Below are 24,891 nucleotides of genomic sequence, written 5' to 3' on the forward strand. Positions count from 1 at the left end.
TGGTTAACCCTCCTGTGTAATGGTCGCGGTTATATAAACTGAACTGGCAATGGTTGTTTGCGCGACTACGTTTATATTGCTGCCCGCATTACATAAAATAGTAACGGGGATGAAATCCCAATCATCAGGCGGCATCGTTGTTAAATACGGCAACACTACTCGGCTTTTCGAACCTCCCATTCCCGCATAATTGACGTTTATTGCCACATCCCGTTGATTAGCCGCATGCAAGCATATCTTAACTGTGTACATCCCCGTAGTGGGAACTGTGTATGTTGCCACTGTAGTGGATGCGGTTGTCGTTAGCGGCACACCATTAATAGCTACTCTATTAGCAGCTACTCCCGGAATCCTCCCTGTGGAATCTGTGGTAACAACGTCAGTCCAGCGACTCCAATAATTCGCTTCGGTCCGTGTTCTAAACCTCTTCCGTGGAGTATCAGACCCCACGTTGGTGGCTTCTTGGACAATATAGCCGTTTGAGTTCATGTACACGTTTAGTACACACCAATCAAGTCCTGGTCCATTAATATAACTGGCGTTTGCTGCTAAGGTATACATACCCAATGCAGTTTTATTATTTAGGTCCTCGCCGGCGGAGGGGGCTCCACGTTTAACAAATGAGTTGCCTGATTCACTAGTCATTACTTCTACCCATGGACTCCAAAACCCCTGATCCGTACGAGTGCGGTAGTACTCAAAAGATCCAAATACCTGAGTAGCCGTTTGCTTGACGAAACCGCCACTGGACTGGGCTCTCGAAACTGTCAAGACGTAGTATGAGTCCACCGGCGGACGGTGAACATAAGTTGCGTACCAGTCACTTAGGAGCATGTAAGATCCGTTGCCGTGGTAGTCATTTAAATCTGACCCAGCAGGTATGCCTCCCCTTTCTTTAAAAAGGCCAACATCATTTTCGGCACTGTACGTTCTAGTCCATGTGCCCCAAACACCCGCTAATTTTCTTCTGTACCACATTCCTGTTCTATTGACGTCAGTAGCATTGATGGGCATGAACGTTTGCATGGCATAAGAATTGTCAGCGTTCCAGCTAGTATGCGTAAGATAGCCCTGATTACTTCCGTCTGTCCCAGCCCATGGGCTACCCGTCCATGCTGCAGTAACAACATATGAACCATTGTATACTAACGTATTGGCATTGCTTACAGTATTTCCAACTCCGAACAAGCCTGACGTATTTGCAGTGTTTAGGCTTCTCCGCCACGCCGGGTAATAACCTATCCCATTGTTAACATAGGTAAACTCACTATTGGTTGTATCGGCATCTACACCATTCGTCGGCGGGGTCGTAACGCGGATTGTATACTTATCATTGACAAGGGATCCTATAACTTCCACAACTGCCCCAGCGAGATGTATCTTGCCAAAGCCGGAATCTGTAATATAGGCATTAGTACCATAAGACCAGTCACCCCGTCCTACCCAATACCCTCCCTCTGGGGAGTGTGCTCCCATATTATTAAGCATAGTTATAAACTCAGCAGTCGTTACGCCCGTCATTGCCCCGCCAAAAGTAACAAAAAGTCCTGCCTTTGCGAATACTGGCGTATCTGCATCAGTAATAACTTTTCTCCATGGACTCCACGCTGTTTCCGTCGCCGCCCGATACCATTTTCCGTATGGGGCAGTTGTTTGGGTAACTTCTTGTACAACGTAACTGTTACTTCCCAGATAGACGTTAAGGATGCCCCACGGCGCTGTTAATGCTGGAGCATTAGGAAATATTCCCCCATAAATTTGATATGTTCCCGGTTTAACAATTTGATTATAATCTTTATCTACGAGTCCGTTAATTTTAAATACAGAATCGCCTGCTGCTACTTCAGACCAAGCTCCCCATACTCCCCCGACCTGAATACGCTCAAATGTAGAAGGCTTTCGTGTAGGTGACCCGTTTAATGTAGTAGCACGTTGGAAGCGGTAGTCCCACTGATTGTTAGAATGAACATAAGACTCAATATAAAACCAATCCGTTATGTTATTAGGAGCATTTACAAAACTTTCTCCGTCAAAAAAACCGTTTACTGTTAAATTATTTAAGTTATACCCAGTAGAAAGATTAATTACTGTCCCAGTCGGGGTTGTTAATCTATGCTTTTGGATCAGATAACCACTTCGCGTAACTGTATCATCTGGTATAGTTTGTACTGCCCTAGGTAATGTTGTGGCAGCACCAGTGTATACAGTACCTTTACTCCACGCAACATAACCATGAGGAGACATCTGTTTAATACTAACAACATAATCGTTTCCGTTGCTCGTCTGGGCTTCAATAGTGATTATCAAAGTTGAAGCACTAGAATCCCACGAAATTGGAGAAATAGAAATTGCATCTTGTATTGGCCCGGTTACTTCTGTATAAGCATCAGTTTGATAACTTATTGTTCCCCCGCCATCTGTTATGATTTCATAGCGCTTTGTTAATTTCCCCGCAGCATTACCATTAACCCACGTTCCTGCAACTGTAACTTCTACAAAACCAGCGGTTAATCCCGTGTGAACTAGGTTTAGCTTTTGATTTTGGACACCATGAGCGAAAGAGAATGTAAATATACTTTCTCCTAATTTATTTCCACCCAAACTCAACCCGCTTCCCATTACTTGGCCTATTTCATTTAGTGCTGCTACACCATTCGCCGCGCCCTTTTGGGTTGTCGGGATTGAAGCATTCTTTGCCGCTGATTCTGCTGCATCAGCCTTACTGGTCGCATCCTGAGCAGCTGCATTGATAGCTGCGTCTTTGGCTGCATCAGCCTTAGACTGTGCCCCGCCTGGTGTCTCCTTGGCGTTCCAGGTTGTTCGCTCTGGTGCTGTGATGTGGCGGGTTGCATCATCCGCGTGGACTTTAGCTGCCTCTAATGTTGTAGCTGGCGCTGTCCGCCAGGAGGATTTACCCGTGATTCCCTTAATCATATTAGCCAGCCAACCCAGCAAAGTGGTCAGCGTACCAGTTTCGCCAGTGGGTGCGGTGCTGTCGCTTATCGTTCGATTCCCGATGACAGTGTCTGATGCTGATCCTGTGCCACCAGCACCCGCCGTAATCCCGGCAAGCTTCGCCTTTTCAGCCGTGGTGTAATCTTCGGTGCTTAGTTGTTTTCCGCCCACCTTGTCCACCTTGATTGCTGCTACAGCATCCAGATCAGACCGTAAAGCATAAACCAGCGATTCATCGATTACTGCCGTTATGTTTGCTGCAGTGCCGACTACAACGATACAGTCAAATGACTTTTCTATGATGTCGGTACTATCGGCGGGGGCAATATAATCTGCTGTTACGCCAGAGTTGGCGTAAGCATAAAGAATTTCCCCTACATCCGGATCATGTGCGAAAACCCCGACCTCTCGAAAATAAAAGCCCGTTGTAATTTCTGCATTTGATAAAACCGCTCCAATTACCGCCTTATTAGGCAGTTGAGTCTTCAGTCTTGTAATCGGCAAATTCTTTTTTTGAGAAATCAGCCCATTTAGCGCTGAAATAGACTGCCCACTAAGTGTTCCATCTCCGACCGCAATACGCGTGTAGTTAAGTGCCGCTCCCGCCTGCGCCTTGCCCTGAAGTGCAATACCTTTTGTCGTTATTGTCATGCCACCAAATACTGCCACAAAAGCCCCTCCTTAAATAATAATTCGTTCTCCAACGTGTATAAACCCACCTATATACAATGGCAGTGTTTCAGCTTGTGATATGGTGACGCTATCTAGTACAGTAGAAAGACGTTTAATTGCATTCACGGCTTCTATAAACTCTTGTGCACGTGTGGTAGTAACATCCGCATTATTAGTAACCACTCGAAAATGATAAGGATCACCGCCATATTCCCACCACTCCTCAACTGAACCCTCCCCAAATAGAATCTTTATTAAACTTTCAACAGCACCAGCTGTTCCTTTATGCCGGTGAAAGGAAATGGCGTTGTTAACCAGGAGTCGCTTTTGTCCCACGGATAATTCCGGATCATAATAGGGCGGACGGTACTGAAGTGCCAATTGATCAGTCTCTTCATTTGTCCATTCTGTCGAGCGACTAAATATATTTAGTGATGTTATCATATCCGTTGTTACTTGAAGTTGTTTATCCAGTGCAGTGGCGGCGGCAGTGATAGCCGGATCGTTTCGGATCGAATGCGGAAGGAGATCAAGCAGGCTTACCGTTTGAATATTAATCATCAACAAGACCTCCATAGGTGATTGTTGTCGTACCCTCCTGTGCAATTTGGGTCATTGTCAAAGCCGTATACACTGGTGCTGTCGGCACTACGCGCAGCGCACCCGCTTCCATGACACGGGTAATCAATTCAGAAGGATTGATATGTCGACCAAGCTTGGACTTTTGCCAGAGCTGATAATCAGCGATTGCGGTTGTTACCGCCGCCTGAATGCTAGATACTTCCGAAGCCCGACTGCGGCTAATGTAATAGGTAACAGTAGTGTTATAAGATTCAGGTGTCGGGGCAATTACCTTCACCTGATCCGTCAATGGCCTAATGCCGCGGTCATCCAATATCTCACTGACGGCATCAAGGATATCCTGGCCTGGAATCTGTCCACCAATAAGCAAAGGAACTATTGTCACCTTACCATCATCCGGGGAATAGGCATGCACATCCAGAATTGCTGCAGATGTGGATTTTGCCCAAAACTCGTACGCCCCCTGCGGACCAGCTGTACTATACGAATCCGGAGCTGCCCGGATGCGATCCCGAAAGGCTTCATCCGTCTCCTCTGCAGAACCTCCACTGCTGGTTGTAGAATTGATAACAGATTGAACAAATGGTAATTGATCCATAAGAACATTAATCTGGCCTGGTAAGAAACCATTGCCGCCAGTACCGAGAGATGAGCAAATCGCTGTAACGGTACCGGTGGTTGCTCCGGCAGGTATCTCTACATACTCTGTTGTCGCAAAATATATAGAACCATCACCTCCTAGTATACCGACACGAGTACCCGCAGGAATCGAAGTGACGGCTAACAAAGGAATGGACAGTGTAAATTGCAGCGTGGTGATTGCCGAAGACGCAGGCAATCGCTCCGAACCCTGAAATGCACCCATATGATCCAACAGAACTCCCGATGCATACCGTAACAAATTGCCCTTTGCCGTCTGGTTAATAAGTACTCGTTGTTGAACAATCAGAACAGCCAATGAAGACAAAAACAGCCTCACCGGATCGGCAGGCTGCAGGGTACGGCCGGTTAGGCCCTCGTAAATAGCAATCACGTTTCGCTGGATATCCGCAGCTTCTTCAGCCACGAATTGTATTTCAGGCAAATCTGCATATAGCACCAAATCACATCACCTCCTCATTTAAACTATATTTCACTACTGCTAATAACCGGCCTGTCAGAGCATCAATCAGGTCATCCTTAAAAAATATTTCCGTTATTTGCGCTCGTGGCTCCTGTTCAGCCACAGCAGACATAATCTCGCTTATAATACGTGTCTTTGCGAAGGAATAGGGCTCGTCCACTATTCCATAATCCAGTCCGATATTTCGTGCAAGCGGTGCACTGCCCTGCGGTGTCATGAGAATCGTCCGAACGTTTTGGGCAATTTCTTCCGTTATTGTTTCCGGTGCAAAATCTATGTTTGGCTGCTGGGTAGTATCTACTGTATAGATCACTTTACATATTCCTCCAATGTAAGATCAACTTTTGCCACACGGACATTCCCCCTGTTGTCAAGCTGCTCCCAGGCTTGTGTCATATTAGTGATCACCCATAGCCCTGTTCCTACACCCTTATTTCCGATAACCAAAGGGAGTGCTCGGCCGGCCCGTTCCAGCTCTGTTAACCTGTCCACTGCTTTCCTGGGGTTGAGGCCATGCTCCCAAGAAAAGCGTATAGAAAAGGTCACTGTGTCCACTCCAGGTCCCAGCCACTCTTTTTTAGGCTTTTGCCCGATAATATCATGTTGAGCCCAGCGTCCCGCACTGCTTCGCACTAAATCCTGGAGCGTAAGAATGTATGCTTCGGAAACAGAAAATACGATAGGCCCAAGGGCGCCGACAGTATAGATATCCGCTTCTGCTTCTCCGCTCATAATACGCCTCCTGAACTTGTAACATTCCCGGTAACGGTCAAATCCCCTTCAATTTTCATACCGCCGACTGCCTTAACATTTAACATACGGGTACTGCGGTCATAAAAGACAAAGCTGCCATCCTCAAACCACACACCCTGTTGATGGACATCACCAGGCGGAGCATCCTCTGAACCATAGTAGGTCCCCAAGCAAAAACCTGCAGAGCGGTCATTATCCAAAAATGCACAAAGAACGGTATCCCCGGGTTCCGGAAAAGCATTTGTACGTGCCCATCCTCCTGGTGTAATAACCAGCAACGGTGCTGACACCATATTGTCCCGGTCAGGAAAGGTAACCCGCACGCTGCCGGATCCCGGGTCTGCCGTAGAAACTTGTCCAATAAAGTTCATGATTACCACCCTAATACCTTTCTTATTTCCAAATCAGTTGTATAGCCTCCGCTTCCGATAACATGTCTCGCAGACTCAATAATGTATTTGCCGTCGAATCGCTTCCAGCCCACTATATTAATAGTCAAGCCAGCTGCCATGCGGATATCTCCCATGAGAGATAATGAGCCTTTTCCGCCTTCTTTATTGCGCTCCCTTAGCCTTTTACGAGCCAGCTGTATGGCCGCAGCTTGATCATCTACCTGTTCGTTTATCTTTAGTATAGGACCAGTCTTCGGAGCACCAACAGGTGTGTACGTTGCTTGTACCGGCTCCTTGCTTTTAGGTGGTGTATACGTAATCGTACAGGCACGGTATGCCGAGTATGCCGTATTGATTGAAAATCCATACCCCTTCACATTGTCCTCACCACGTGTTATAGTCGCGATTGGTAGCTTTTTTTCATATACAGATTCGTCAAACATTACCAGAGTACCGTTTGAAACTTTAATGGCAATCCCTTCCCTGGTCGCTGTCTCCAATAAAAAGCTTAAATCTGATTGCTCTGTCTGTTCCAAATGATCATATGAGGGGTTATCTTCAGCCCTATAAAGCAGCTTTAGCTTTGCCCGTTTGGCAACCTCAGCAGCCACCGTATTTAGATTCGTTTTCTCCCAGGCTCGCGAGCTTTGCTGCATTCGAATTTCCGAACTGATTGGAAGCGACACTGCCTTTATTGCCACCGTATCCGGCGGACCGTTAAATTCAATGCTGTCTACTTCAAATGTCCCAAGTGGCAGCTTCTTAATTTCATTTGGCGCATCCCAATTTATAGTACGTATTGTGGCATGAATTCGATCCCCTTCGCTTGGAACCCAGGCCCCCTGCCAATTACGCCCTGTATCCTCCAGTGAGATAGAAATGTCATCAAGTGAACCGGAAGCGGCATCGTTGTACTGAAAACCTGTCAGCGATTTTGCAATATCCTTGCTTACATCCTTTCCGTTATACTGAAGTACCAGCATTGCCCTTCGGGCGTTTTGGGGCAAATCCAAGGTTAATCCTCCCTTCGCCAAGGCGGAAGCATATCTGAAGTGATGACTGGCTTATCAGGCACGTTTATGGCAATATTTCTAGAAAAGATGACTGTTGCCGCATGGTTGGGATTTGCATTCATGAGCATTGTCATTAATTGCTCGTCTCCATACACCTGAAAGGCGACACTATCCCAAGTGTCACCTTGTACTGTCCTGTAGATCATTAGAAACTCACCCGCCTTTGCTGCTGGATCATTTGCTGAAACCGTTGTTCAAATGCCGGTTGTTGATCCTGGATGGCCTTGGCTACTTCAGCCGCAATAGACGGCGTCCCTCCTTGAATCGTAACTTGCGGCGCCCAGTTAACCTGTATATTCCCCTCCGTTAAGCTGGTTGAACTGGTGTAACCCATTAAGTCATTTGCTTTATCCAGAAGGGAGCGGGAACGCGGTTTATTATTGAGCGGAATTGCAATTTCAGGGCCTGCTTCTCCAAATATAGAAGGACGTAAAGCTATGCCTCCATCCGCAAAACCCGCATAACCCTCAAAACCAGGATCACGTAGCTGCAAACGGTGTTGCTCTCGACCGGATACCGTTCTTAGATCGGGTGAACCGTTTTTCTTTGCAAACTTGTCAATTTTCTGTGGGAATTGCCCTGTTTGCCCCCATATCAGCATAACATTTATCTTTTTATCACTGGGCATCATGGACAATGCCGCGTTCAGTTCCGAAACATCCTCCATCGCTTGCTGAAATTGCAGCTTTTGAGCATCAGATAATGTCTTATACTTGGCTGCCTGCTCCTCCAGAGTTCCCCCAAGCTTCTTTTCAATTAAACTTTTTTTATTGTCATAAAGAGTTTCATAAGTGTCTTGGGCAATTACCTGCTTTTCCAAAATACTCTGAAGTTCTTCTGAGCCTTTGTCTCGCTTCTCTTTTATTGTTTTTATTGCATTTTTAAGACCAGGTAGCCGATTTATATCATCAAAATTAGCACTAGTACCTTCTACATTAAATCCTACCTCACCAGTTATTGTATTGACCTTTTGACGCAGTTCCTCAAGCTGTTCATTTTTTTTATCCGAGTTAGGGAGTTGCATTAACCGTTCATACTCCGCTTCGAATTTTTTAAGGTCGGAAATTGCAGGATCAAGCATATCCTTCTTCATGGCCAAATTTTGGGAACTGTTTTGAAGTTCAGTCATCTCTTTTTCAAGCTCAGGAAGATTGTCTTCAGTCTCGTATATTTTGTTCTCAAGGGTGATTTTCGCCAAGTCCTTCTCTGCATCGCTTTCCTGCTTCATAAGGTCCAGCTTCTCTTCAATCTTCCCATTCTCAATATCGTATTGACTTATTGTCTTAGGATGTAGCTCCTGCAGTTTGGTAGTCACTTCACGTAAACGCTCCTGTTGTCTGGCTAAAGTTTCTGTATTTTTAGCCAATCCTTCTGAACTGGTTGAGCTCTCTTTTATTTTTTCATTCAAATGCCGATATTCCCAGACAAGGTCATTGGTGAGTTTCGCCTTTCCTTGTGCTGCTTCATATTTCTCTCCAGCTTCGTCCAGTGCATCGCCCATGTGCAGTAATTCCTGCCGGGCATTTTCCTGATGATGTTTATAAGCGACCACCCCAGCTGTCACTAATCCCAGTGCCCCCACAGCTATCCCCACTGGATTCGTCAGCAGTCCCAGCGCGCCGGCAAACCCGCCAGCCGCTCCGCCTGCCCCGCCAGCCGCACTTCCGATTTTCAGGAATCCCTGAACAATCTTGAGAGTATTCACTCCGATTGCCGCCGCGGGAGCTCCAAGGCCGATGACCATCATGAGCTCTTTATTGTTCCCCATCCAATGAACCAGACCCTGAAGCAACGGCATCAACTTCTCTCCAAGCGGAACGATCAGTTCGGTCATCATTTCCCGGCCGACTGCCTGGAACTGCTGTGTCAACGTACTGTATTTTACAGCAGCAACTTCTTCCATAGTCTGCTTGGTCATGTCGAATTGACTTCGGGTGCTCCCGAGCGCAAGGACGGCTTCGCTGCCAATAGCCGAGAACTGACTGCCGAATAACTCTCCAGCAAGTTGTGCTTGTTTTACAGGATCTTTAATTTCTTTTAGCTTCTGAATCACTTGCTCCATCGCTTGCTTGCCGGTAAGTGAACCGTTCGACAGCCCCTTGAAAATTTTCTCTCCGCTGCCAAGTGTTTTCTGAAGCTCCAGCATGGCTTTCTTCGCGGAATCTCCGCCCGCTTTTAAATCTTTTGTCAGGGTGTCAGCTACAGTCTTTCCCGTCACTTTCAGAAGTTGGGCGTATTCAGCCGAACCTGCACCGCCCTTTACAAGCGCTGCGCTGAACTTGTCCAACTGCTCTGGCGCAAACAATTCGTATATAGAGGCGCTTACTGAGTCAGAGTCACTCATTATTGCTGTACTGAACTCTTTCACAGCATCAGCTACACCTCCAAGCGAAGAGGCCCCATTTTCGATCCCTGCACTGAAGAGGCTGAACATCTCATTGGCTGAATAGCCCATTTTGTCAAAATACACACTATACTCACTTGTCGTATCAAGTAGTTCACCAGATCGGTCCAAGCCCTTCTGTGCCCCTTGAGCCATCAAGTTATAAGCTTGCTCGGAGTTAATGCCAAACCGCTGCATCATCGCATCCACTGCTTTTAAGGAATCAGGCAGCTCTCCTTTAAAAACATCCCGGTAGGTAATCGCATTCTCCGTAGTTTTCTCAAGCTCATCCCCACTTTGCTGCAATACTTTTTTAACCAGCGCCAGAGAGTCACCTAAATCCTCAAAGCCTTTACCATAGTTCTGGCGATAGAGACTGTTAGAGATTTCCTCCATATCCTCCATCTGCTCTGTTGTCATTCCTGTTGATGCCTGCAATTGGGCCATAGCATCCGCGGATTCATTGATTCCGGTCATAATTTTCTTAAGCGGTTCGACACCTGATTTCAATTCAGAGAATAGTTCCTTCTGTCCCTTCATGCCTTCCAAAATGCGGCCAAGTTTAGAAGCACTCTCGCCTAATTCTCCAACTGAATCTTCCGCCGCGTCCGCATCTCGTCGCACATTATCAAAACCTGAAATTCGTGATAATTCCCGAAGAACCCTTGCAACATCTTCTATACTGTCCTCTGCTTCTCCCACCGACCGGCGAAAGGAGGCAGATACAACGGCATTCAATTGATAAACAATATTATAACTATTAATTGCACCACTCGACCCTGCCACGAATTATTTCCTCCTTCCCTTAATCCGGGTAACCCGCTCCACCCATTCCGCCATTTCGCAAAGGGGCAGCGAAAGAAAATATGGAATGGGTGTGTAGGTAAACATGGCCAGAAGGGCGGCGAGATCCTTGACCTCCCCGCCACCCCCACAGCCTACAGCAGCAAAAAACTTTGTGCCCGCAAAGTCAGCCTAGTGAAATCCTTTGCCGGAAGCGCGCGGATTAATCCGACATGAACGCCGGCAGCCTTTGCTACAATGTAAGCCTGATAGGCTTTATTCGTCTCCTTAACCAATTCAGTGCCACCGTGTCTTGCCGCTTCAGCTTGGTATTGACGGTCACAGGCAAGAATATCCACGCCGGTCAACTTGTCGAAATCAATGGTCAAAGTTTCTACAGTATTTCCTTCAAAAGTGACAGGCCGGGCGAAAGTATATACTTCCGCCAAGTCCTCCTCGATTATTTCATTTTCCATTGTTTAGCCCTCCCTTATCACAACGCCAAATTTCTTTTAGTAATTTCAAGATAATCTTTGTCAAACACTCTGTGGACATAGTTATATTTGTCGATCTCCAATATACGCTCACCGTTGAGTTCCACCATCAGATAACTAACCGAGAAATTATTCGTAGTCTCCATAGTTGTCGCAGGTTCAAGATTGCCTAGTGACAGCCCCAGTGGTCTTGCACGTACTGTGATCTTTAGCGCGGATTCATTATATTCAGCAGTGGAGGTATTAAACGTCTGAATTGATGCGCGCAGGGTTAGCATATGAACCTTAGGAGCCATTAGTTCAACTGCTTCCTTTTCCATCGTACGCCATTTGAGGGACAGATTCATTACACCGGTATGTCCTGGAGAAGGAGCCTCTATTTCGCCCGAGATTCCTCCACCTTTGATTGTTTCCACCAGATAAGTAATCTCTGGCAACGTAGCAGTAGCTGTACCCAAATATCTATCCTGATCACTCAAGAAAACTGAATAATCGATAATACGTTCTGATCTATTAGGCATGTTTTTCCTCCTTTAGGCTGTCAATGCAGCCAAATAAGTTGTGTCGTATTCAAGCAGGAATGAGATCTCCTGTGCAGGACCTGGTGGAGTGATATATAAATGGAAAGTAATTTTACCGGACATCAGGTCCGTGGCCTGATTTTCGGAAGCATTAAATTCCACACGACCGCCAAGCAGCGCACCGGATGCCACGAGACCGTTCAGCCAAATATTTACCGAGTCCGTGACTGCAGCGATCAACCGCTTGTTCATCGGATCATCAACCTTTTGCATATAGGTCAGAATCAAGCTGTTCCCGATCCAATTAAACATACGGCGAGCCGGAATAAAGCTGTCTTTCGGATCGGTCGTCCCCGGGAACGAACCTGTGTTGTTCCCCCAGGCTTTCCATCCGCTCGTGCCAAGATTAAGGGCAGTCATAATTCCGAGACTGTTCATATAGCTCACTTGATCGATCCCTAAATACAAGCTCGTCCCATTGGAAAGTGCAGTACCATCGGCTTGAAGTGCTTTATTAGATGGCGATACAAAAGGTACTCCGCCGTAGCTCGCATCTGTTGCTGCGATTAGTCCTGCCAGCTGTGTAGAAAAATGATACTGCTTATCTCCCATTGTAAGCATGGGGTAGGAGGCAATTTGGAGAGTTCCATTATAGCTATTCACAGACTTCCAGGTTCCGGCATCGCTATAAGCCTGAGCCGGATCAATATCTGTCAGCGCCATTGCCTTGAAGTTGCCGTTAATGTTGCTGGCTTTGGCTCTCATAACTGCTGCTACTGAAGGGAAATGAGACCATCCAGGTGCAAGCAGTAAATCTGGGAGAATCCCGAAACGCGGATACACTTGGTTAATCAACTCAAAGCCGGTGTATTCCCCAGATGATGTAAGACCACCGATCACATCAACCAAGTCTACGGCACTTGGATTAATCCGGTCATACCCTACAGAGAGCTGTGCTACATTAGCTGAAATGTTTCCACCAGCTTTCACCGAGATCACTACATGGCTGTTATCATTAAATGCGGCATTAAAGTCGACACCAGCTACGTATGTTGATGTTCCGTCAGACGATTTGACTGTGAGCGTTGGCAACAGTATCCCCTCAGACGTCAGCGTAACTGTACGGTTATTTACAGTGACCGCCTCCGGTGGCACCGTCGTCTTATGCACAGCGGGATCCAGGACATTAACCATAATCAACGGGGCTTTCTTGTATAACACGAAATGTGAGTAGATAAGTTCGCAAAGAGTATAGTTCTTCCAATCATCGCTATAGCCAAGTGCGGCTACAGCCTCAGCATAAGTATAAGCCAGTACTGGAGTATTCACCGGTGCAGCTGTCGAAGCCAGATTAACAGGAGCCGTCCCTACTGCAAACGGAATTCCGCTCATTGCCTCTGTGGGTGCCAGGACTGATGTTGGTTGTTCGATAATTGTTACACCATGTTTATAGGCCATTAATTAATTCCCCTTTCCTAAAAGCCTTTGATATGCTGCATACTCTGCTGTACCGGACTGAACAATACGTTCCTGCACTGCATTCATCCCATTAACCGGTACGATAAGTTCTTCTACATCCGGCTGTTCCGCAATCAGTGGCTGCAAATAAGCAGGAATACCGGTCCGAAAGACAGTTGACTGCAGCAAGCGTCCACCCGGCAAGTTCGGACCAAGATAGATTTTTACTGAATCCAAATTTTCTTTCACCGTTACCACCTGCTCCTCCTGCAATTTAACATTATTTTTAGTTCGACTCATATTTTTACCTCCCGTTTAATTTGCGGTAAAGTCCATGTGGTAATGACTTCACCAACCCATTCGAGCATTGGCTGTTCCTCAATAAGTTTCCATTTCCAGCTATCATTAATAGCGAATTTCTTTTCCAGGATACCTTGCCGCATAAGCAGTATACGTACCCGCTCCATCAGGTTTAATAAATCAATAAATCCTGAATTATCCCGCGGCCGAGTCCTAAAAAGAAGTTTAATCTGGGATTGTATATTATCCTTACCTCCCTCCCCCTCAAATGGTCGGATGATAATGAACGGATATTCGGGATCCTCCTGACTATCTGCAGAATTCGGCGGCAAATCACCTAAATATACATTTGGAACCGCAAATGCATCATCAACCAGCTCATTTTCCAAAAAGGTTTGAATCGCCTTGATCAACAAAAATATCGTCACATCATTTCCCCTTTCGGTAAACACTTCCACTCATAAGCACTGCCCGATTATTATGAATTTATTTTCATACCCTTTAGAACAGATTAGCTTTAGTAGTCATATCAACTTCCACCTCCTTACCAGCCAAGCCGGTTAAGCACATGCTTTAAAATGTCTTTCTATACATACAGGGCATTTGCTAGACAAACTCTCTTATTTCATTAACAAGAGGGCTTATTTTTCTTTGAGCCCGTTGAATGTACTCACTTACGCTACCGGCTGAAATTCCAAGCATCTCAGCTATACAAGCATGGGAAAATCCTTCTCCATGCGCCATCATATAGCATTCTCGCTCCCTTTTACTCAATGGCTCTAAAGCAAAATCAAGCAATGAACGCCGATCATCTGTAATCGAATCACTTCGATTAATAGCATCGCTACTGGTAAACAACTGCATTCGTAACGGTTCCAGTAATATTTCACGTTCATATCCGGCACGACGCTCTATCCCCCTTCTATTTCCCGGACGCCTACCTGTGGTCAGCCACTCAATAATGTATTTGCAGTCACTGACCATTCCAGAAATGATTTTCCGGTCATCAGCATCAGCGTTCACATAAGCACATTCGGCTACCTTCAAAGTATCCTGATAATCTGAAAGCATGCCCTCAAGTTCCCTGGTATACGGCAGGGCTGGTTTTTCAGTCCGTACTGTAGTCATCCTTATGCTCCTTTTGTGAGGGGAATTAATCATATTATGTATTAGTAACGTTGTTATACGAATCAATTAAGCACTTATCATTGTATAAATGCGCTTTGTTCATATATCAAACAATTTAAATAAATATGATTCCCAATACTCAATATCGTATTTTTTATCAATGGTATACTCATTTTCGTATTTAGTCAATTGATTATTGCGAATAAATACGATATTGAGCATTTACTTGCAAAAAAAAAACCTCTATAATGAAATACATCTTAGTAGAAAGAACATTCTGATGATATGAGGAGGACTTGACAGTGCGGAGGGCTGAAGTCTTAAAGAAACTGATCGAGGAAACCGGCCTGAACACAAAAGCATTTGCTGAGAAAGCGGGGATTCCTTATACTACGCTCAGATCAATGTTAATGCGCGGGGTAGGTGGTGCTTCAGTAGATAATGTCATCAAAGTATGCCGTGCTCTAGGAATTACAACTGAAGAAATGGATCGTTTGGCATTTAGACCTGATGAAGAAGTTGTTTCCCACTCGATTCACGAGCTTGCTGAGTTTGAAGCTTTTATTAACAATCCTGAACACAGCCTATTCTTTAAAGACTACCTGGGTGCTCCAGAAGAAAGAAAACGGGAAATGCTTACCTTCTGGAATTTTATTAAGGACCTGGAGAAGAAAAAAACAAATGATCAGTAATAACAACTAATACACATAATCGTGGTGCCAGCCGACGAGCTGGTTTCACGCATCCATATATACGAACATACATTCTCATAACGGAGGCCCATTATGTTTATACATTACAAAAAAACTCATTTAGAGCAATTCATTGAACATATTTATTTAGATCACCACATTACGAGCCCAGAGCAAATTACAATTCATGATCTTTCCATTGAACTAAATATAAATGTACAATATTCCCCTATCAGTAGCCGTGCTTATGAGTCAGTCTCAGGTATGCGATGTATTCTTCTGGATAGCCGGATATCTCCAATCAGACAACGCTTTGATTTCTTACATGAGCTCTGTCACATGCTTCGCCACGTTGGTAATCAGATCGTACTTCCCAATCAATTTGTTAAAGCTCAGGAAGAAGACGCTCACAAATTTGTACTCTATGCGACAATGCCGTATTTCATGATAAGAGCATACGTTTTATCAGATGATTACAATCAGGCAATCCATCAACTCTCGAGCATCTTCGGAGTCCCTAGAGAAATGGCTAAGTTAAGGTTTGATCAAATCTTACGCCGTGAATATGAAGGCGAATTATTATCTGGCAGAACATTGCATAATAAATTCAAGAAAAGCCCAAACACACACAGCAATCATGTTAAAGAGACAAAAGTATTGGCGTATTATGACCCCTACAGCAATTTTGATGGGCCAGACCAACTAATTGTTTGTTTAGATTATAAGACTTTAACTACACAATATGAAATTGTTATTCCTATGGATGAACGGTTTCAAGAAATTGAACTAGAGGCCTTAAATGATATCGTTGTGGAATCAACAATAAGCGGAGACTTAATTTGTTTCGATGGACAATTAACACTCCAAGTGCACCAACTTGTCTACAGGTGTGGATATTCCAAAAGAAATTTTGTACTTCATATGAGGGATATCGTTCAACTCCTCGAAACAGATCGAAGATCTTTAGAGAAGTTTAATTAGTATAAGCATGAACCTTCCGTTAAAATACCAATACAAAAAGCCCCTGGCCATAAAGACCAGAGGCTTGATATCCTTGATAACCAAGGGATATTAACGTTTCGAGAACTGTGGAGCGCGACGTGCTGCTTTGAGGCTGTATTTCTTACGTTCTTAAATATTGAACTTCGAACAGTTCAGATTACCGCATATAATTAGGAAGTCTTTCGATTTATCTTCAGATAAGTTCCGATTAATTCCGATTCAAATATGGTCAAAATATGGTCGCGAAATTTGTTCAGCCATCCAAACTTTCCGAGCTCCATATTTCTAAAAAGTGAACCTTTATGCCTATGCACTTCGTTGTTATTTTTTTGCGCTCGATTTTAAGTCTTTTAAGATGGCTGCCATTTTCTCGTCCGTAAACATCGGATCGGATAAATTGAACAGCGACTTCAACGAAAACGCTTTGATATAGTCGATCTTCGGCGATGCCAAAAGATCCGGAAGATACCGCTCCAATACGGGTTTGCTGCAATCATCGGCCAGCAACTGGCCTACTGTTGTATACTCGTCAATCACTTGTTCTACAAGGAGAAAATCCCTTGATTTCAACCATGCCTCGCACAGCTTTGTCCATGCTTGCGCTTCCCGATCGCCGCCGGCCAGTCCGAGTCCATGAGGACCACTTTCAAAAAGATGCATTTCGAAAGAAACCCTAAACTTCCTGAGCGCTGCCGCGAACATTAAACAATTCTCAGCCTGAACAACCGGATCGTCTGCCGTGATCCACATAAAAACCGGCGGTGTTTCCTCCGTTACTTGCTTTTCACTTGATAACAGTTCGATCAGAGCACAGTCGTTCTGCCGATCCCCCATCAATACCGATTTGCACGATGCATTCGTAAATTCGCCCATCGTAATGAGAGGATAACAGAGCACGAGCGCATCGGGACGGCTGCTGTATCGTTCGATCGGATCATTGGCTTGCGGATTGCCGTTGTCAAAACTCGTACCTGCCATCGAAGCAAGATGCCCTCCGGCTGAAAATCCCAGCATACCGATTCGCTGGGGATCAATATTCCATTCCGTCCCTCTGTGCCTGATCGTTCGTATGGCCCGCTGAGCATCATGAAGCTGGCTCGGATATTGTGCCGGAGTAACCCTATAATGAAGGACAAATGCCGAAATGCCGATCGCGTTCAACCACCTGGCGACAGGCTCGCCTTCATGACCGGCCCGATGCGTATAGCCTCCGCCAGGACAAACGATGATGGCAGGAAACGGTCCTTCCCCTTCCAGCAAGTACGGTGTTAAGCTGGGACAACCTTCGTTGAATCCCTGCAATGCGGGTTGGTCGTCCCACAAAGGAATGTTCATTGTTATAACTCCACCAACATTCTTTTTATTTTTTCCGCAACAGCACTTCCGAGCTTCCGGTGTTGTTCTGCTTCGAAATGAATGCCGTCTGCATCACTGGAAACGATCACGGTCGAAGCATCCATGATAGATGCGTCGGTATAAGGATTAAGCATTGCGAATGCCTCGCCCAATTGTTTGGACTTCCCTTCCCCGCCCTTGAACATGCCTGCGAATAATCCGGTTTCCTTGATTGGCGGCGGAACTAGAATCAGAACCTGAGGGACTATCGTAATCCCCGGCCTTGAAAAAGTCGTTTTTACGAGCCCGGCAAGCGACAGGGTGCTCATCGCGATATCCAGCGCAGAGACGGAAAACCGCTCTTTCAAATCATTCGTTCCGAGCATGATCACGACAAGATCAAGCGGCCTGTGAGACAGCAGGCAGGACGTCAAGTACTCTTTTCCGCTCATGATTCCATCGATCGGATCCGTCCACACTGTCGTCCTCCCGGGCAAGCCTTCCTCAACAATGTCGTAGCCGTCTCCCAGTTCCTTACGCAGTACGCCCGTCCACCGAACATCCGCCGGAAACCGAACTCCTCGATTCTGCGGATCGGCTCCCCATGTATTTGAATCCCCGAAGCATAAGATCGTTCTCGTGTCGGTCATCTTTAATTACCTCCAAAATAATATGTCAACCTTTGACTACTCTTTTAACTTTAATTGTCACTTTGGGCTGTGATCGATTTTTTCTAAAGCATCATTAATTTTAGCTATAACTTCGTCCAACGAGCTCTCATTCATTATCCCCATAGCCAAGAGCCTTTTTAAAGGAATATCATTGAAGTACAGCCCCACGAATGCCGAAACGTTCAATCGGAGCCGTACTCCAGGAATCTTTTCCGTTTAGCAAGGATGCTTTTTCTTCCAATCTCATTTTTTGCACTAAGGTAGATAATTTGTTATTCATATCTCTCTCCTCCATACAATCTACTTTAGTTATTATCTATTAACTTATAATAAGTGTATGTTTACCTATAGTAGACACTTATATTGTATATTCTGCTTGTTATCAATTTATCAATTTTACGTAAAGAAATTATGAAGAAGGTTAATAAAAAAGAAGCCCCCACAGCAAGGACTTCTTCTAATCGTAATTCACCTATTTATTTAATGGGTTTCAGATAGGCCAGCATCACTTCTATTGCTTGTTTCATAATGATTGCCGGATCTACGCCTTGGTCCTGATGAAGCAATTTCCCTCTAACCGTTAGACGCTGTAACGTAGCCAAAAACATATTGCTAAGGGTATAGGTTAAAACCTTGGCATCAATATCCAATCGTATGGATCCGTCCTTTATTCCTTCCTGGATAAGAACATAAAAGGGCTGACCTCTTTGCACGAACATGCGAAACCTTTCTTCCAATTCCGTTGTAGGGTAACTCTCTGTGTAATAATGATCAAAAGCGGCAATAAATCGGATGTAAGAGCTATGAAGTTGACTTACCTCCATCGTTCTAGCTAACAAATTGGTCAACTTCTCAAATCCGCAGTCCCCTTTCAGAGGAACAGCGTTAATTTCCTTCATAAAACTTTTTAACATATCCATTTGTACTTCAAATATAATTTCATCCAGCGACCGAAAATATTTATAGTAGGTAACCTTACTAATTCCGCAAGCTTCTACGATCTCCTTTAAGGTTACTGCAGACAATCCTTTTTCCAAAAACAATCGTTTCGCTTCCATAATAATGACTTCGCGTCGCTTGGTTCTGTGTAATTCCAATTGCTCTTTCCACTGATCGTTCAAACACGTTAACCTCCCCTCAATAAATTATTATTATAACATGTGATAGCATGAATATTAAAACAATGAAGTCATTAATAATTTGTAAATATAGCTGCAACACTTCCCCATATGACAATAAAAAAAGATGCTCTCTCCGATTAGAGAGAAGCATCCACCCATAAATCAGACGAGAGCCTGTTCCAAATAGATTTTTTTAAATTGTTCCCGACGTTCAGCGGTTAGTCCGAGCACTGATTCCATGTACGCATTTAATGTTCCGTAGCGTTCTTCCGCTTCATTAAGTGCCTCTTGTAAATAAACAGCATCCACGCTCATCATTTCCCTGAACACGCCGAGCTCTTCCACGTCACCAATCTTCTGGCGAATCGCGTCCACCCATTGATTATTCGCTTCGATGCGATTACGATTGCTTCTTAAATAATCATCCATAACCGTTTCCCGTGGTACGTCGAGCGCGAGCAACAAGATCGCCGCGGCGAACCCCGTCCGATCTTTACCCGCCGCACAATGCCAAAGCAGCGGTTTTCCTTCTGTCTCCAGGAGCCCTTCAAAAAACCGGCGGTAGGCTTTCTGTGCTGCGTCGTTGGAGACAAATTGCTTGTAAGCCCCTATAAGCAGGCCGCCCTGCTTGGCAGCCTCGCCCATGCTCCGAATGTAGGGCAGCAATTCCTGTGGATTGACAGCCCCGCCTAAAGCGGGGAGGCTGACGTTCTCGGCACCGATGATCACCGGGTTCGGCTTCAATTGTTGCTCGCTGTCCGTGCGGAAATCGAAAATATAGCGCAAATCCAACGTTCGAAGCATCTCGAGATCGTCTGCATTTAATTCCGACAATTGGCCGGAACGAAACAACAGACCGGACTTGATTGTTTTTCCGTCGGAAGTACGGTACCCCCCAAGCTGACGAAGGTTCGTTCTGCGCTCAAGATCGTGCCAAAGTTGTTGTGAATTCATCTTATCGTTATCCTCCAATGATTAAGCTTTGGGGGTAAAGCTAGCAACCGAAATTCGCATGTATTCGGCACGCGAACGCGGGAGTTCGACTGCTTTAACCGCAATTCCTTTTTCGCTTATCGTGATGATATTGTATCCGCAAGTATCGAGAAATTGATAATGTTCCATGCCTTCTTCCACCTCCGCAGAGAAAGCGGTGCCTGCAGCCGCGGCGTGGAAGATACCCTGATAAGTCCCGGAATAGTTGGAATGAATGTGACCTGCAAATATACCGATCACGTCCTTCCCGGAGATTACGTGTGCGACCTGATCGCGATTATCGACGAGCATTCCTTTTGCTGCAGAACCGCCGAGGTCGAACAACGGATGATGGAGGGCGATGATGGTGCCCTTAGGCGCCGGCGTTTGAAGCTGGTTCTCCAGCCATGTCAATTGCACTTCGTCGATTTGTCCACCAGGCTGACCGGGGATTTGGGAATTCAAACAGATCAGACGCAAACCATTGATGTCTTGAACATAATAATAAGGTTCTTCTGCGGGCAACTCACCTAGATAGCCTTGACGGAATGCCGGGAGATGGTCATGATTGCCGAGTAATACATAAACCGGTACTTTGAGTTGCTCGGAAGCTTCGTCGAATAGAGATCGAACGAAGGAGTAATCCTCCGCGTCGCCTTCATGTACAAGATCTCCTGTGATCAGAACAAACTCCGGGTTAACTCCGGTTTCGCGAATATGACGGAAGGTTTGCTTTACCTTCTCAAAATGATTGGCATTGGGGAATTGGTTGTTTCTCCCTGGAGCATTGAGATGGGTGTCGGTAAGGTGTACGAATTTCATGTTTGATACTTCCCTTCTTTATCGTTTTGTCGCTTAAACACGGATTTTGGATTACTTATTCTTCGCCCATTCGTCAAGCTGCCTTTGTTTTTCCGCAATGATCTTGTCGATGCCAGCCGCTTTGAGCTTCTCGTTGAACTTCGGCAATTCCTTGGCAGGGTCAAGTGTACCCGTCTCCAGCCCCAGGCGGAATTCGGACCTCACGCTGCTTACCGTAGCCATTTCCGTCTTCACATTCTCAACGTTGAAATTAAATCCCAGCGCTTTTGACTGCTTAGCAGTTTTGTTGAATTCATCTAACTTTTTAAAAGTGTCAGGGTCTTGGGTTGACCATGTATAAGACAGGAATTCATTGCCGAACATATAAGGCGTACCGAAATTATAGCCAACATTCTTGATATCGACCCCTGACGGAAAATCGATAACGTTGTCCGACTTCTTCACGTAATGTTTGCCTTCGATGCCCCAAGCGAACAAATTGTAGAAATCCTTGTCGGAATAAAGCATGTCCAGCACCATCATCGCTCTTTCCGGATCCTCCGAGTTTTTTGGAATAGACCACATCAAGGCTGTGATCAGATCGGTTGTGGTATACGTTGGCGTCAGCGGAACCGAAATCATTTCCATGCCCAGCTTTCTGGAGCTTTCCGCATCTGAACCGGGACCCATGTTCGAAAGGAAGGAAAACGCTTTGCCCGCCTTCACCAACTCCCTGCCGTCCTGCTTGCCCGTTGCGGCATCCTTCAGCAAATATCCGGCTTGATACCATCTTCTCAGAATAGTTAACTGGTCCGCATATTCTTTGGTTTCGAACCAATTGACGACCTGCATGCCATTGTCATAATTGGGAAGTACGCCGATGGAATCGCCGAGCGCATCGAATGTTGAATAGCCAGCGGTAAAGGGTGCTGTTCCCGGATTTTTGGCGACAAGCGGCATGACCTCCGGCTCGTTCTCCTTGATCGTTTGGAAGACGGCATCCAAGTCGTTAATCGTCTTGATTTTGCTTATATCGATATGATATTTGTCCACGAGATCTTTACGCATCATAAGACCATAATAGGCTGCCATATCTCTCACATTGGGAACCGCGTAGTGCTGACCGTTGATTTTGGAAGCCGCGAGTTGATAAGGCTCCAATGATTGCCTTATGCCAGCCCCGTATTTATCCAGCATTTCGTCCAGCGAGTGAAGCTGTCCCTTCGCCACCTGTGTGGCGTAGTTGAACAGAGGTGAGGTGAACATAAGGTCGACTTTCTCGTTGCTTGCAAGCATCAGGTTGGTTTGCTGCGCCCATGCACTGACTCCGATAGGTAAAAGCTTGACAGTAGCATTGAATTTTTCCTTGGTTATTTTGCTCATTTCGTCCTGCACAGCTTGCATATCTTTTTGTTCGTTGCCATAGAACGCGATGACCACCTCATACGGCTTCAGATCTTTGCCCGTCGTACCGGTAGAACCTGCTGTCTCGGACGGGCTGGCTGTGCTGTTCCCGTTCTTGTCGCCACATCCCGCCAATAGCATGACTGTCGAGAGTACGATCGTTAGCATCATTATGAAGCTTTTTCTTTTCATTTTTGAACCTGCCTTCTGTGATTTTTTTTACTAACCGGCTAAATACCGGAAATAGCCTTACCCTTTTACCGCTCCGACTGTAAGTCCTTTTACGAAGAATTTCTGGAAGAACGGATAAGCGATCAGTATCGGAAGGACGCCTATTACGGCCAATGCCATGCGTACGGATTCCGTCGGAGTATTGGCTGACAGCTCGGTCTGACTGCCAAAATTCGAGCTGGACAAAAACTGAATATCAAGCAAAATTCGGTTAAGCAAATTCTGCAGGCTGTACAGCTTGTCGTCTGTAACATAAACCATCCCGTTAAACCAATCGTTCCAATAATGAATAGTCTGGAACAATCCGACGGTCGCCAGAATGGGCAGCGAGAGAGGCAGTACGATCCTGACGAATATGCGGAATTCTCCCGCGCCATCGATTTTCGCAGATTCGATGACTGCAGCTGGGATAGAGGTCAGGAAAAACGTTCTCATCAGCATGACGAAAAATGCATTCATGAGTAATGAGGGGATGATCAACGCCATCAGCGTATTTTTCAAGTCAAACAATTGCGTGTATACCATGTACGTCGGTACCAGCCCGCCGTTGAACAGCATCGTGAAAAAAACGAACAGTGACCAAAAACCGTTAGATGGCATATCTCTACGAGACAACGGATAGGCAAGAAGCGCAATGATGAATAAGCCGCAAGTCGTTCCGATCAAAGTAATGGCAACTGTAATGCCGTAAGCATGCAAAATCCGCTCGCTATCGTTCCATATAAATTGATAAGCGGCCAAGCTGAATTTCTCCGGAATGATGGCATATCCGTTACGGTAAATAGTCTCTTCGTCGGTAAACGAAGAAGTTACTAGCAGAATGAGTGGAAGAAGGCATATTATCGTTACCATAAGCATCATGGTGTTTACGATGATTTGCCACGCCCGATATTTCTGTTTCAAAACAAGTCCCCCTAGAATATGGCGTTATCTTTGTTTATTTTTCTGACGATGTAGTTTGACAAGAATACAAGCACGCAGCCGACCAACGATTGATAGAGTCCTGCAGCCGATGACATGCCCATATCACCAAGCATCAATAGGGAACGGTAAACGTAGGTGTCAATTACGTTTGTTGTCGATTGCAGAGCGCCCGCGTTCAGGGGAACCTGGTAAAACAACCCAAAGTCAGAGTAGAAAATACGCCCAATCTGAAGCAGCGTCATAACCGTGATGACCGGAATAAGGAGAGGAATCGTAATGCTCCTTATTTGCTGCAATTTTCCTGCACCGTCAATTTCAGCAGCTTCGTAATACTCTTTATCGATACCGATGATCGCCGCCAGATAAATGACGCACAAGTAACCGGCACTTTTCCAAATGTGTACGATCGTCAAAATATACGGCCAGTATTTCGCCTCGCTATACCACGAAATCTCGGAAAGACCCAAAAGAGGCAAGACCGTTTTATTTATAAATCCGGTCTCCAGGCTCAGTAAAGCGAATACGAGGTAACCGACAATGACCATGGAAATCAGGTACGGCAATAATAGAACCGTCTGATAAAACCGCGAAAAAAAACGAGCCTTCACTTCATTGAGCAAAATAGCAACTCCGACTCCGATGACGAGATTCAGCACGATAAAAGCGCCATTATACAAAATCGTGTTTCTCGTAATGATAAAAGCGTCTGTCGTTTTGAACAGGTACTCGAAATTTTTCAGTCCAGACCAGTCGCTTCCGAATATACCTTGCGAATAGTTGTAATCTTTGAACGCGATAATGATTCCGAACAGTGGCAAGTAGTTGTTGATGATTAAATAAGCTATTCCGGGTATCATCATCAAGAAGAGTACGCCGTATTTCCTTGCCCTTTTGATTCTCATGTTTAATCCTAGTTGTGTCATGAAACAGACCCTTTCCTCCAATATTGGAATTCAATATTCTCTTCACCACCTATTTACCGCGAGGAACTATTAATGTACCACTAGTAAACACCCTAAGTGTACAACCCATTTATTAACGAAAGATCAACCTAGGGTTAAGGTTTTGTAAATGTGTTTTAGAATGATCCATTAAAAGAATCTCAGCCCCCATTTTGGTGA

Annotated in this window: 26 protein-coding genes; 2 read left to right on the plus strand and 24 right to left on the minus strand. The window is 45.4% G+C overall.

All coding sequences use genetic code 11. From position 1 onward, the window contains the following. Positions 1-3 precede the first annotated feature (3 nt). From ACAN56_RS32010 to ACAN56_RS32080, 15 genes are all read right to left on the minus strand, one after another. Positions 4-3,624, minus strand: coding sequence for a phage tail-collar fiber domain-containing protein (locus tag ACAN56_RS32010; protein WP_379147872.1), 3,621 nt, complete (start codon positions 3,622-3,624; stop codon positions 4-6). Between the two features lie 12 nt (positions 3,625-3,636). Then, positions 3,637-4,188: a phage tail protein I gene (locus ACAN56_RS32015; protein WP_038596998.1), complete on the minus strand. Its 552-nt coding sequence runs from the start codon at positions 4,186-4,188 to the stop codon at positions 3,637-3,639. Then, entirely contained in the window at positions 4,181-5,308 is a 1,128-nt protein-coding gene (locus ACAN56_RS32020; protein ID WP_379147933.1) for a baseplate assembly protein, read from the minus strand. The genes ACAN56_RS32015 and ACAN56_RS32020 overlap by 8 nt, the downstream gene beginning before the upstream one ends. 4 nt (positions 5,309-5,312) lie before the next feature. After that, on the minus strand, positions 5,313-5,645 hold the full coding sequence (locus ACAN56_RS32025; protein WP_379147874.1) for a GPW/gp25 family protein: 333 nt from the start codon (positions 5,643-5,645) through the stop codon (positions 5,313-5,315). Further along, a complete protein-coding gene (locus tag ACAN56_RS32030) occupies positions 5,642-6,064 on the minus strand; it encodes a phage tail protein (protein ID WP_038597002.1) in 423 nt (140 codons plus the stop codon). Before ACAN56_RS32030 ends, ACAN56_RS32025 begins: the two co-directional genes overlap by 4 nt. Beyond that, positions 6,061-6,456: a hypothetical protein gene (locus ACAN56_RS32035; protein WP_038597004.1), complete on the minus strand. Its 396-nt coding sequence runs from the start codon at positions 6,454-6,456 to the stop codon at positions 6,061-6,063. Before ACAN56_RS32035 ends, ACAN56_RS32030 begins: the two co-directional genes overlap by 4 nt. 2 nt (positions 6,457-6,458) lie before the next feature. After that, positions 6,459-7,490 carry a phage late control D family protein gene (locus ACAN56_RS32040; protein ID WP_379147877.1) on the minus strand — a complete coding sequence of 344 codons (1,032 nt, stop codon included), beginning with the start codon at positions 7,488-7,490 and terminating at the stop codon, positions 6,459-6,461. Positions 7,491-7,492: 2 nt separating this feature from the next. Further along, a complete protein-coding gene (locus ACAN56_RS32045) occupies positions 7,493-7,696 on the minus strand; it encodes a tail protein X (protein WP_038597006.1) in 204 nt (67 codons plus the stop codon). After that, the gene (locus tag ACAN56_RS32050) at positions 7,696-10,719 is read right to left on the minus strand and encodes a phage tail tape measure protein (protein WP_379147879.1); all 3,024 of its coding nucleotides are present in this window, start codon (positions 10,717-10,719) and stop codon (positions 7,696-7,698) included. The genes ACAN56_RS32045 and ACAN56_RS32050 overlap by 1 nt, the downstream gene beginning before the upstream one ends. A 152-nt stretch (positions 10,720-10,871) precedes the next feature. Further along, positions 10,872-11,192: a phage tail assembly protein gene (locus ACAN56_RS32055; RefSeq protein ID WP_052092340.1), complete on the minus strand. Its 321-nt coding sequence runs from the start codon at positions 11,190-11,192 to the stop codon at positions 10,872-10,874. Positions 11,193-11,209: 17 nt separating this feature from the next. Further along, positions 11,210-11,731, minus strand: a complete 522-nt coding sequence (locus tag ACAN56_RS32060) for a phage major tail tube protein (RefSeq protein ID WP_038597011.1) — start codon at positions 11,729-11,731, stop codon at positions 11,210-11,212. 12 nt (positions 11,732-11,743) lie between these two features. Next, the gene (locus ACAN56_RS32065; RefSeq protein WP_379147882.1) at positions 11,744-13,189 is read right to left on the minus strand and encodes a phage tail sheath family protein; all 1,446 of its coding nucleotides are present in this window, start codon (positions 13,187-13,189) and stop codon (positions 11,744-11,746) included. 3 nt (positions 13,190-13,192) lie between these two features. After that, positions 13,193-13,489, minus strand: a complete 297-nt coding sequence (locus tag ACAN56_RS32070) for a hypothetical protein (protein WP_038597016.1) — start codon at positions 13,487-13,489, stop codon at positions 13,193-13,195. Continuing rightward, positions 13,486-13,917: a hypothetical protein gene (locus ACAN56_RS32075; protein ID WP_052092341.1), complete on the minus strand. Its 432-nt coding sequence runs from the start codon at positions 13,915-13,917 to the stop codon at positions 13,486-13,488. The genes ACAN56_RS32070 and ACAN56_RS32075 overlap by 4 nt, the downstream gene beginning before the upstream one ends. Positions 13,918-14,095: 178 nt before the next feature. Beyond that, positions 14,096-14,617 (minus strand): sigma factor-like helix-turn-helix DNA-binding protein, encoded by a 522-nt coding sequence (locus ACAN56_RS32080; protein ID WP_081966003.1) that lies wholly within the window; start codon positions 14,615-14,617, stop codon positions 14,096-14,098. 302 nt (positions 14,618-14,919) lie between these two features. On the opposite strand from ACAN56_RS32080, the gene ACAN56_RS32085 reads away from it, so the two are divergent. Further along, complete coding sequence (locus ACAN56_RS32085; RefSeq protein WP_052092342.1) at positions 14,920-15,309, plus strand: helix-turn-helix domain-containing protein; 390 nt, start codon at positions 14,920-14,922, stop codon at positions 15,307-15,309. Between the two features lie 93 nt (positions 15,310-15,402). Then, a complete protein-coding gene (locus ACAN56_RS32090; RefSeq protein WP_052092343.1) occupies positions 15,403-16,290 on the plus strand; it encodes an ImmA/IrrE family metallo-endopeptidase in 888 nt (295 codons plus the stop codon). 342 nt (positions 16,291-16,632) lie between these two features. Here ACAN56_RS32090 and ACAN56_RS32095 read toward each other — a convergent pair whose 3' ends face one another. From ACAN56_RS32095 to ACAN56_RS32135, 9 genes are all read right to left on the minus strand, one after another. Continuing rightward, positions 16,633-17,646, minus strand: a complete 1,014-nt coding sequence (locus ACAN56_RS32095) for an alpha/beta hydrolase (RefSeq protein ID WP_379147886.1) — start codon at positions 17,644-17,646, stop codon at positions 16,633-16,635. A gap of 2 nt (positions 17,647-17,648) precedes the next feature. Beyond that, positions 17,649-18,296: an SGNH/GDSL hydrolase family protein gene (locus ACAN56_RS32100; RefSeq protein WP_379147888.1), complete on the minus strand. Its 648-nt coding sequence runs from the start codon at positions 18,294-18,296 to the stop codon at positions 17,649-17,651. A 169-nt stretch (positions 18,297-18,465) separates the two neighbouring features. Next, positions 18,466-18,597 carry a hypothetical protein gene (locus ACAN56_RS32105; protein WP_269322432.1) on the minus strand — a complete coding sequence of 44 codons (132 nt, stop codon included), beginning with the start codon at positions 18,595-18,597 and terminating at the stop codon, positions 18,466-18,468. Between the two features lie 196 nt (positions 18,598-18,793). Then, positions 18,794-19,438, minus strand: coding sequence for a TetR/AcrR family transcriptional regulator (locus ACAN56_RS32110; protein WP_038597021.1), 645 nt, complete (start codon positions 19,436-19,438; stop codon positions 18,794-18,796). 162 nt (positions 19,439-19,600) lie between these two features. Then, on the minus strand, positions 19,601-20,392 hold the full coding sequence (locus ACAN56_RS32115; RefSeq protein ID WP_052092344.1) for a tyrosine-protein phosphatase: 792 nt from the start codon (positions 20,390-20,392) through the stop codon (positions 19,601-19,603). 21 nt (positions 20,393-20,413) lie between these two features. Further along, a complete protein-coding gene (locus ACAN56_RS32120) occupies positions 20,414-21,232 on the minus strand; it encodes a metallophosphoesterase family protein (protein ID WP_038597023.1) in 819 nt (272 codons plus the stop codon). A 51-nt stretch (positions 21,233-21,283) separates the two neighbouring features. Beyond that, entirely contained in the window at positions 21,284-22,807 is a 1,524-nt protein-coding gene (locus ACAN56_RS32125) for an ABC transporter substrate-binding protein (RefSeq protein WP_379147891.1), read from the minus strand. Between the two features lie 57 nt (positions 22,808-22,864). Then, on the minus strand, positions 22,865-23,749 hold the full coding sequence (locus ACAN56_RS32130; RefSeq protein WP_038597029.1) for a carbohydrate ABC transporter permease: 885 nt from the start codon (positions 23,747-23,749) through the stop codon (positions 22,865-22,867). An 11-nt stretch (positions 23,750-23,760) separates the two neighbouring features. Continuing rightward, a complete protein-coding gene (locus ACAN56_RS32135) occupies positions 23,761-24,672 on the minus strand; it encodes an ABC transporter permease (RefSeq protein WP_231578342.1) in 912 nt (303 codons plus the stop codon). Positions 24,673-24,891 lie beyond the last annotated feature (219 nt).

It is taken from the genome of Paenibacillus paludis (assembly GCF_042610515.1).
GTDB lineage: Bacteria > Bacillota > Bacilli > Paenibacillales > Paenibacillaceae > Paenibacillus_AQ.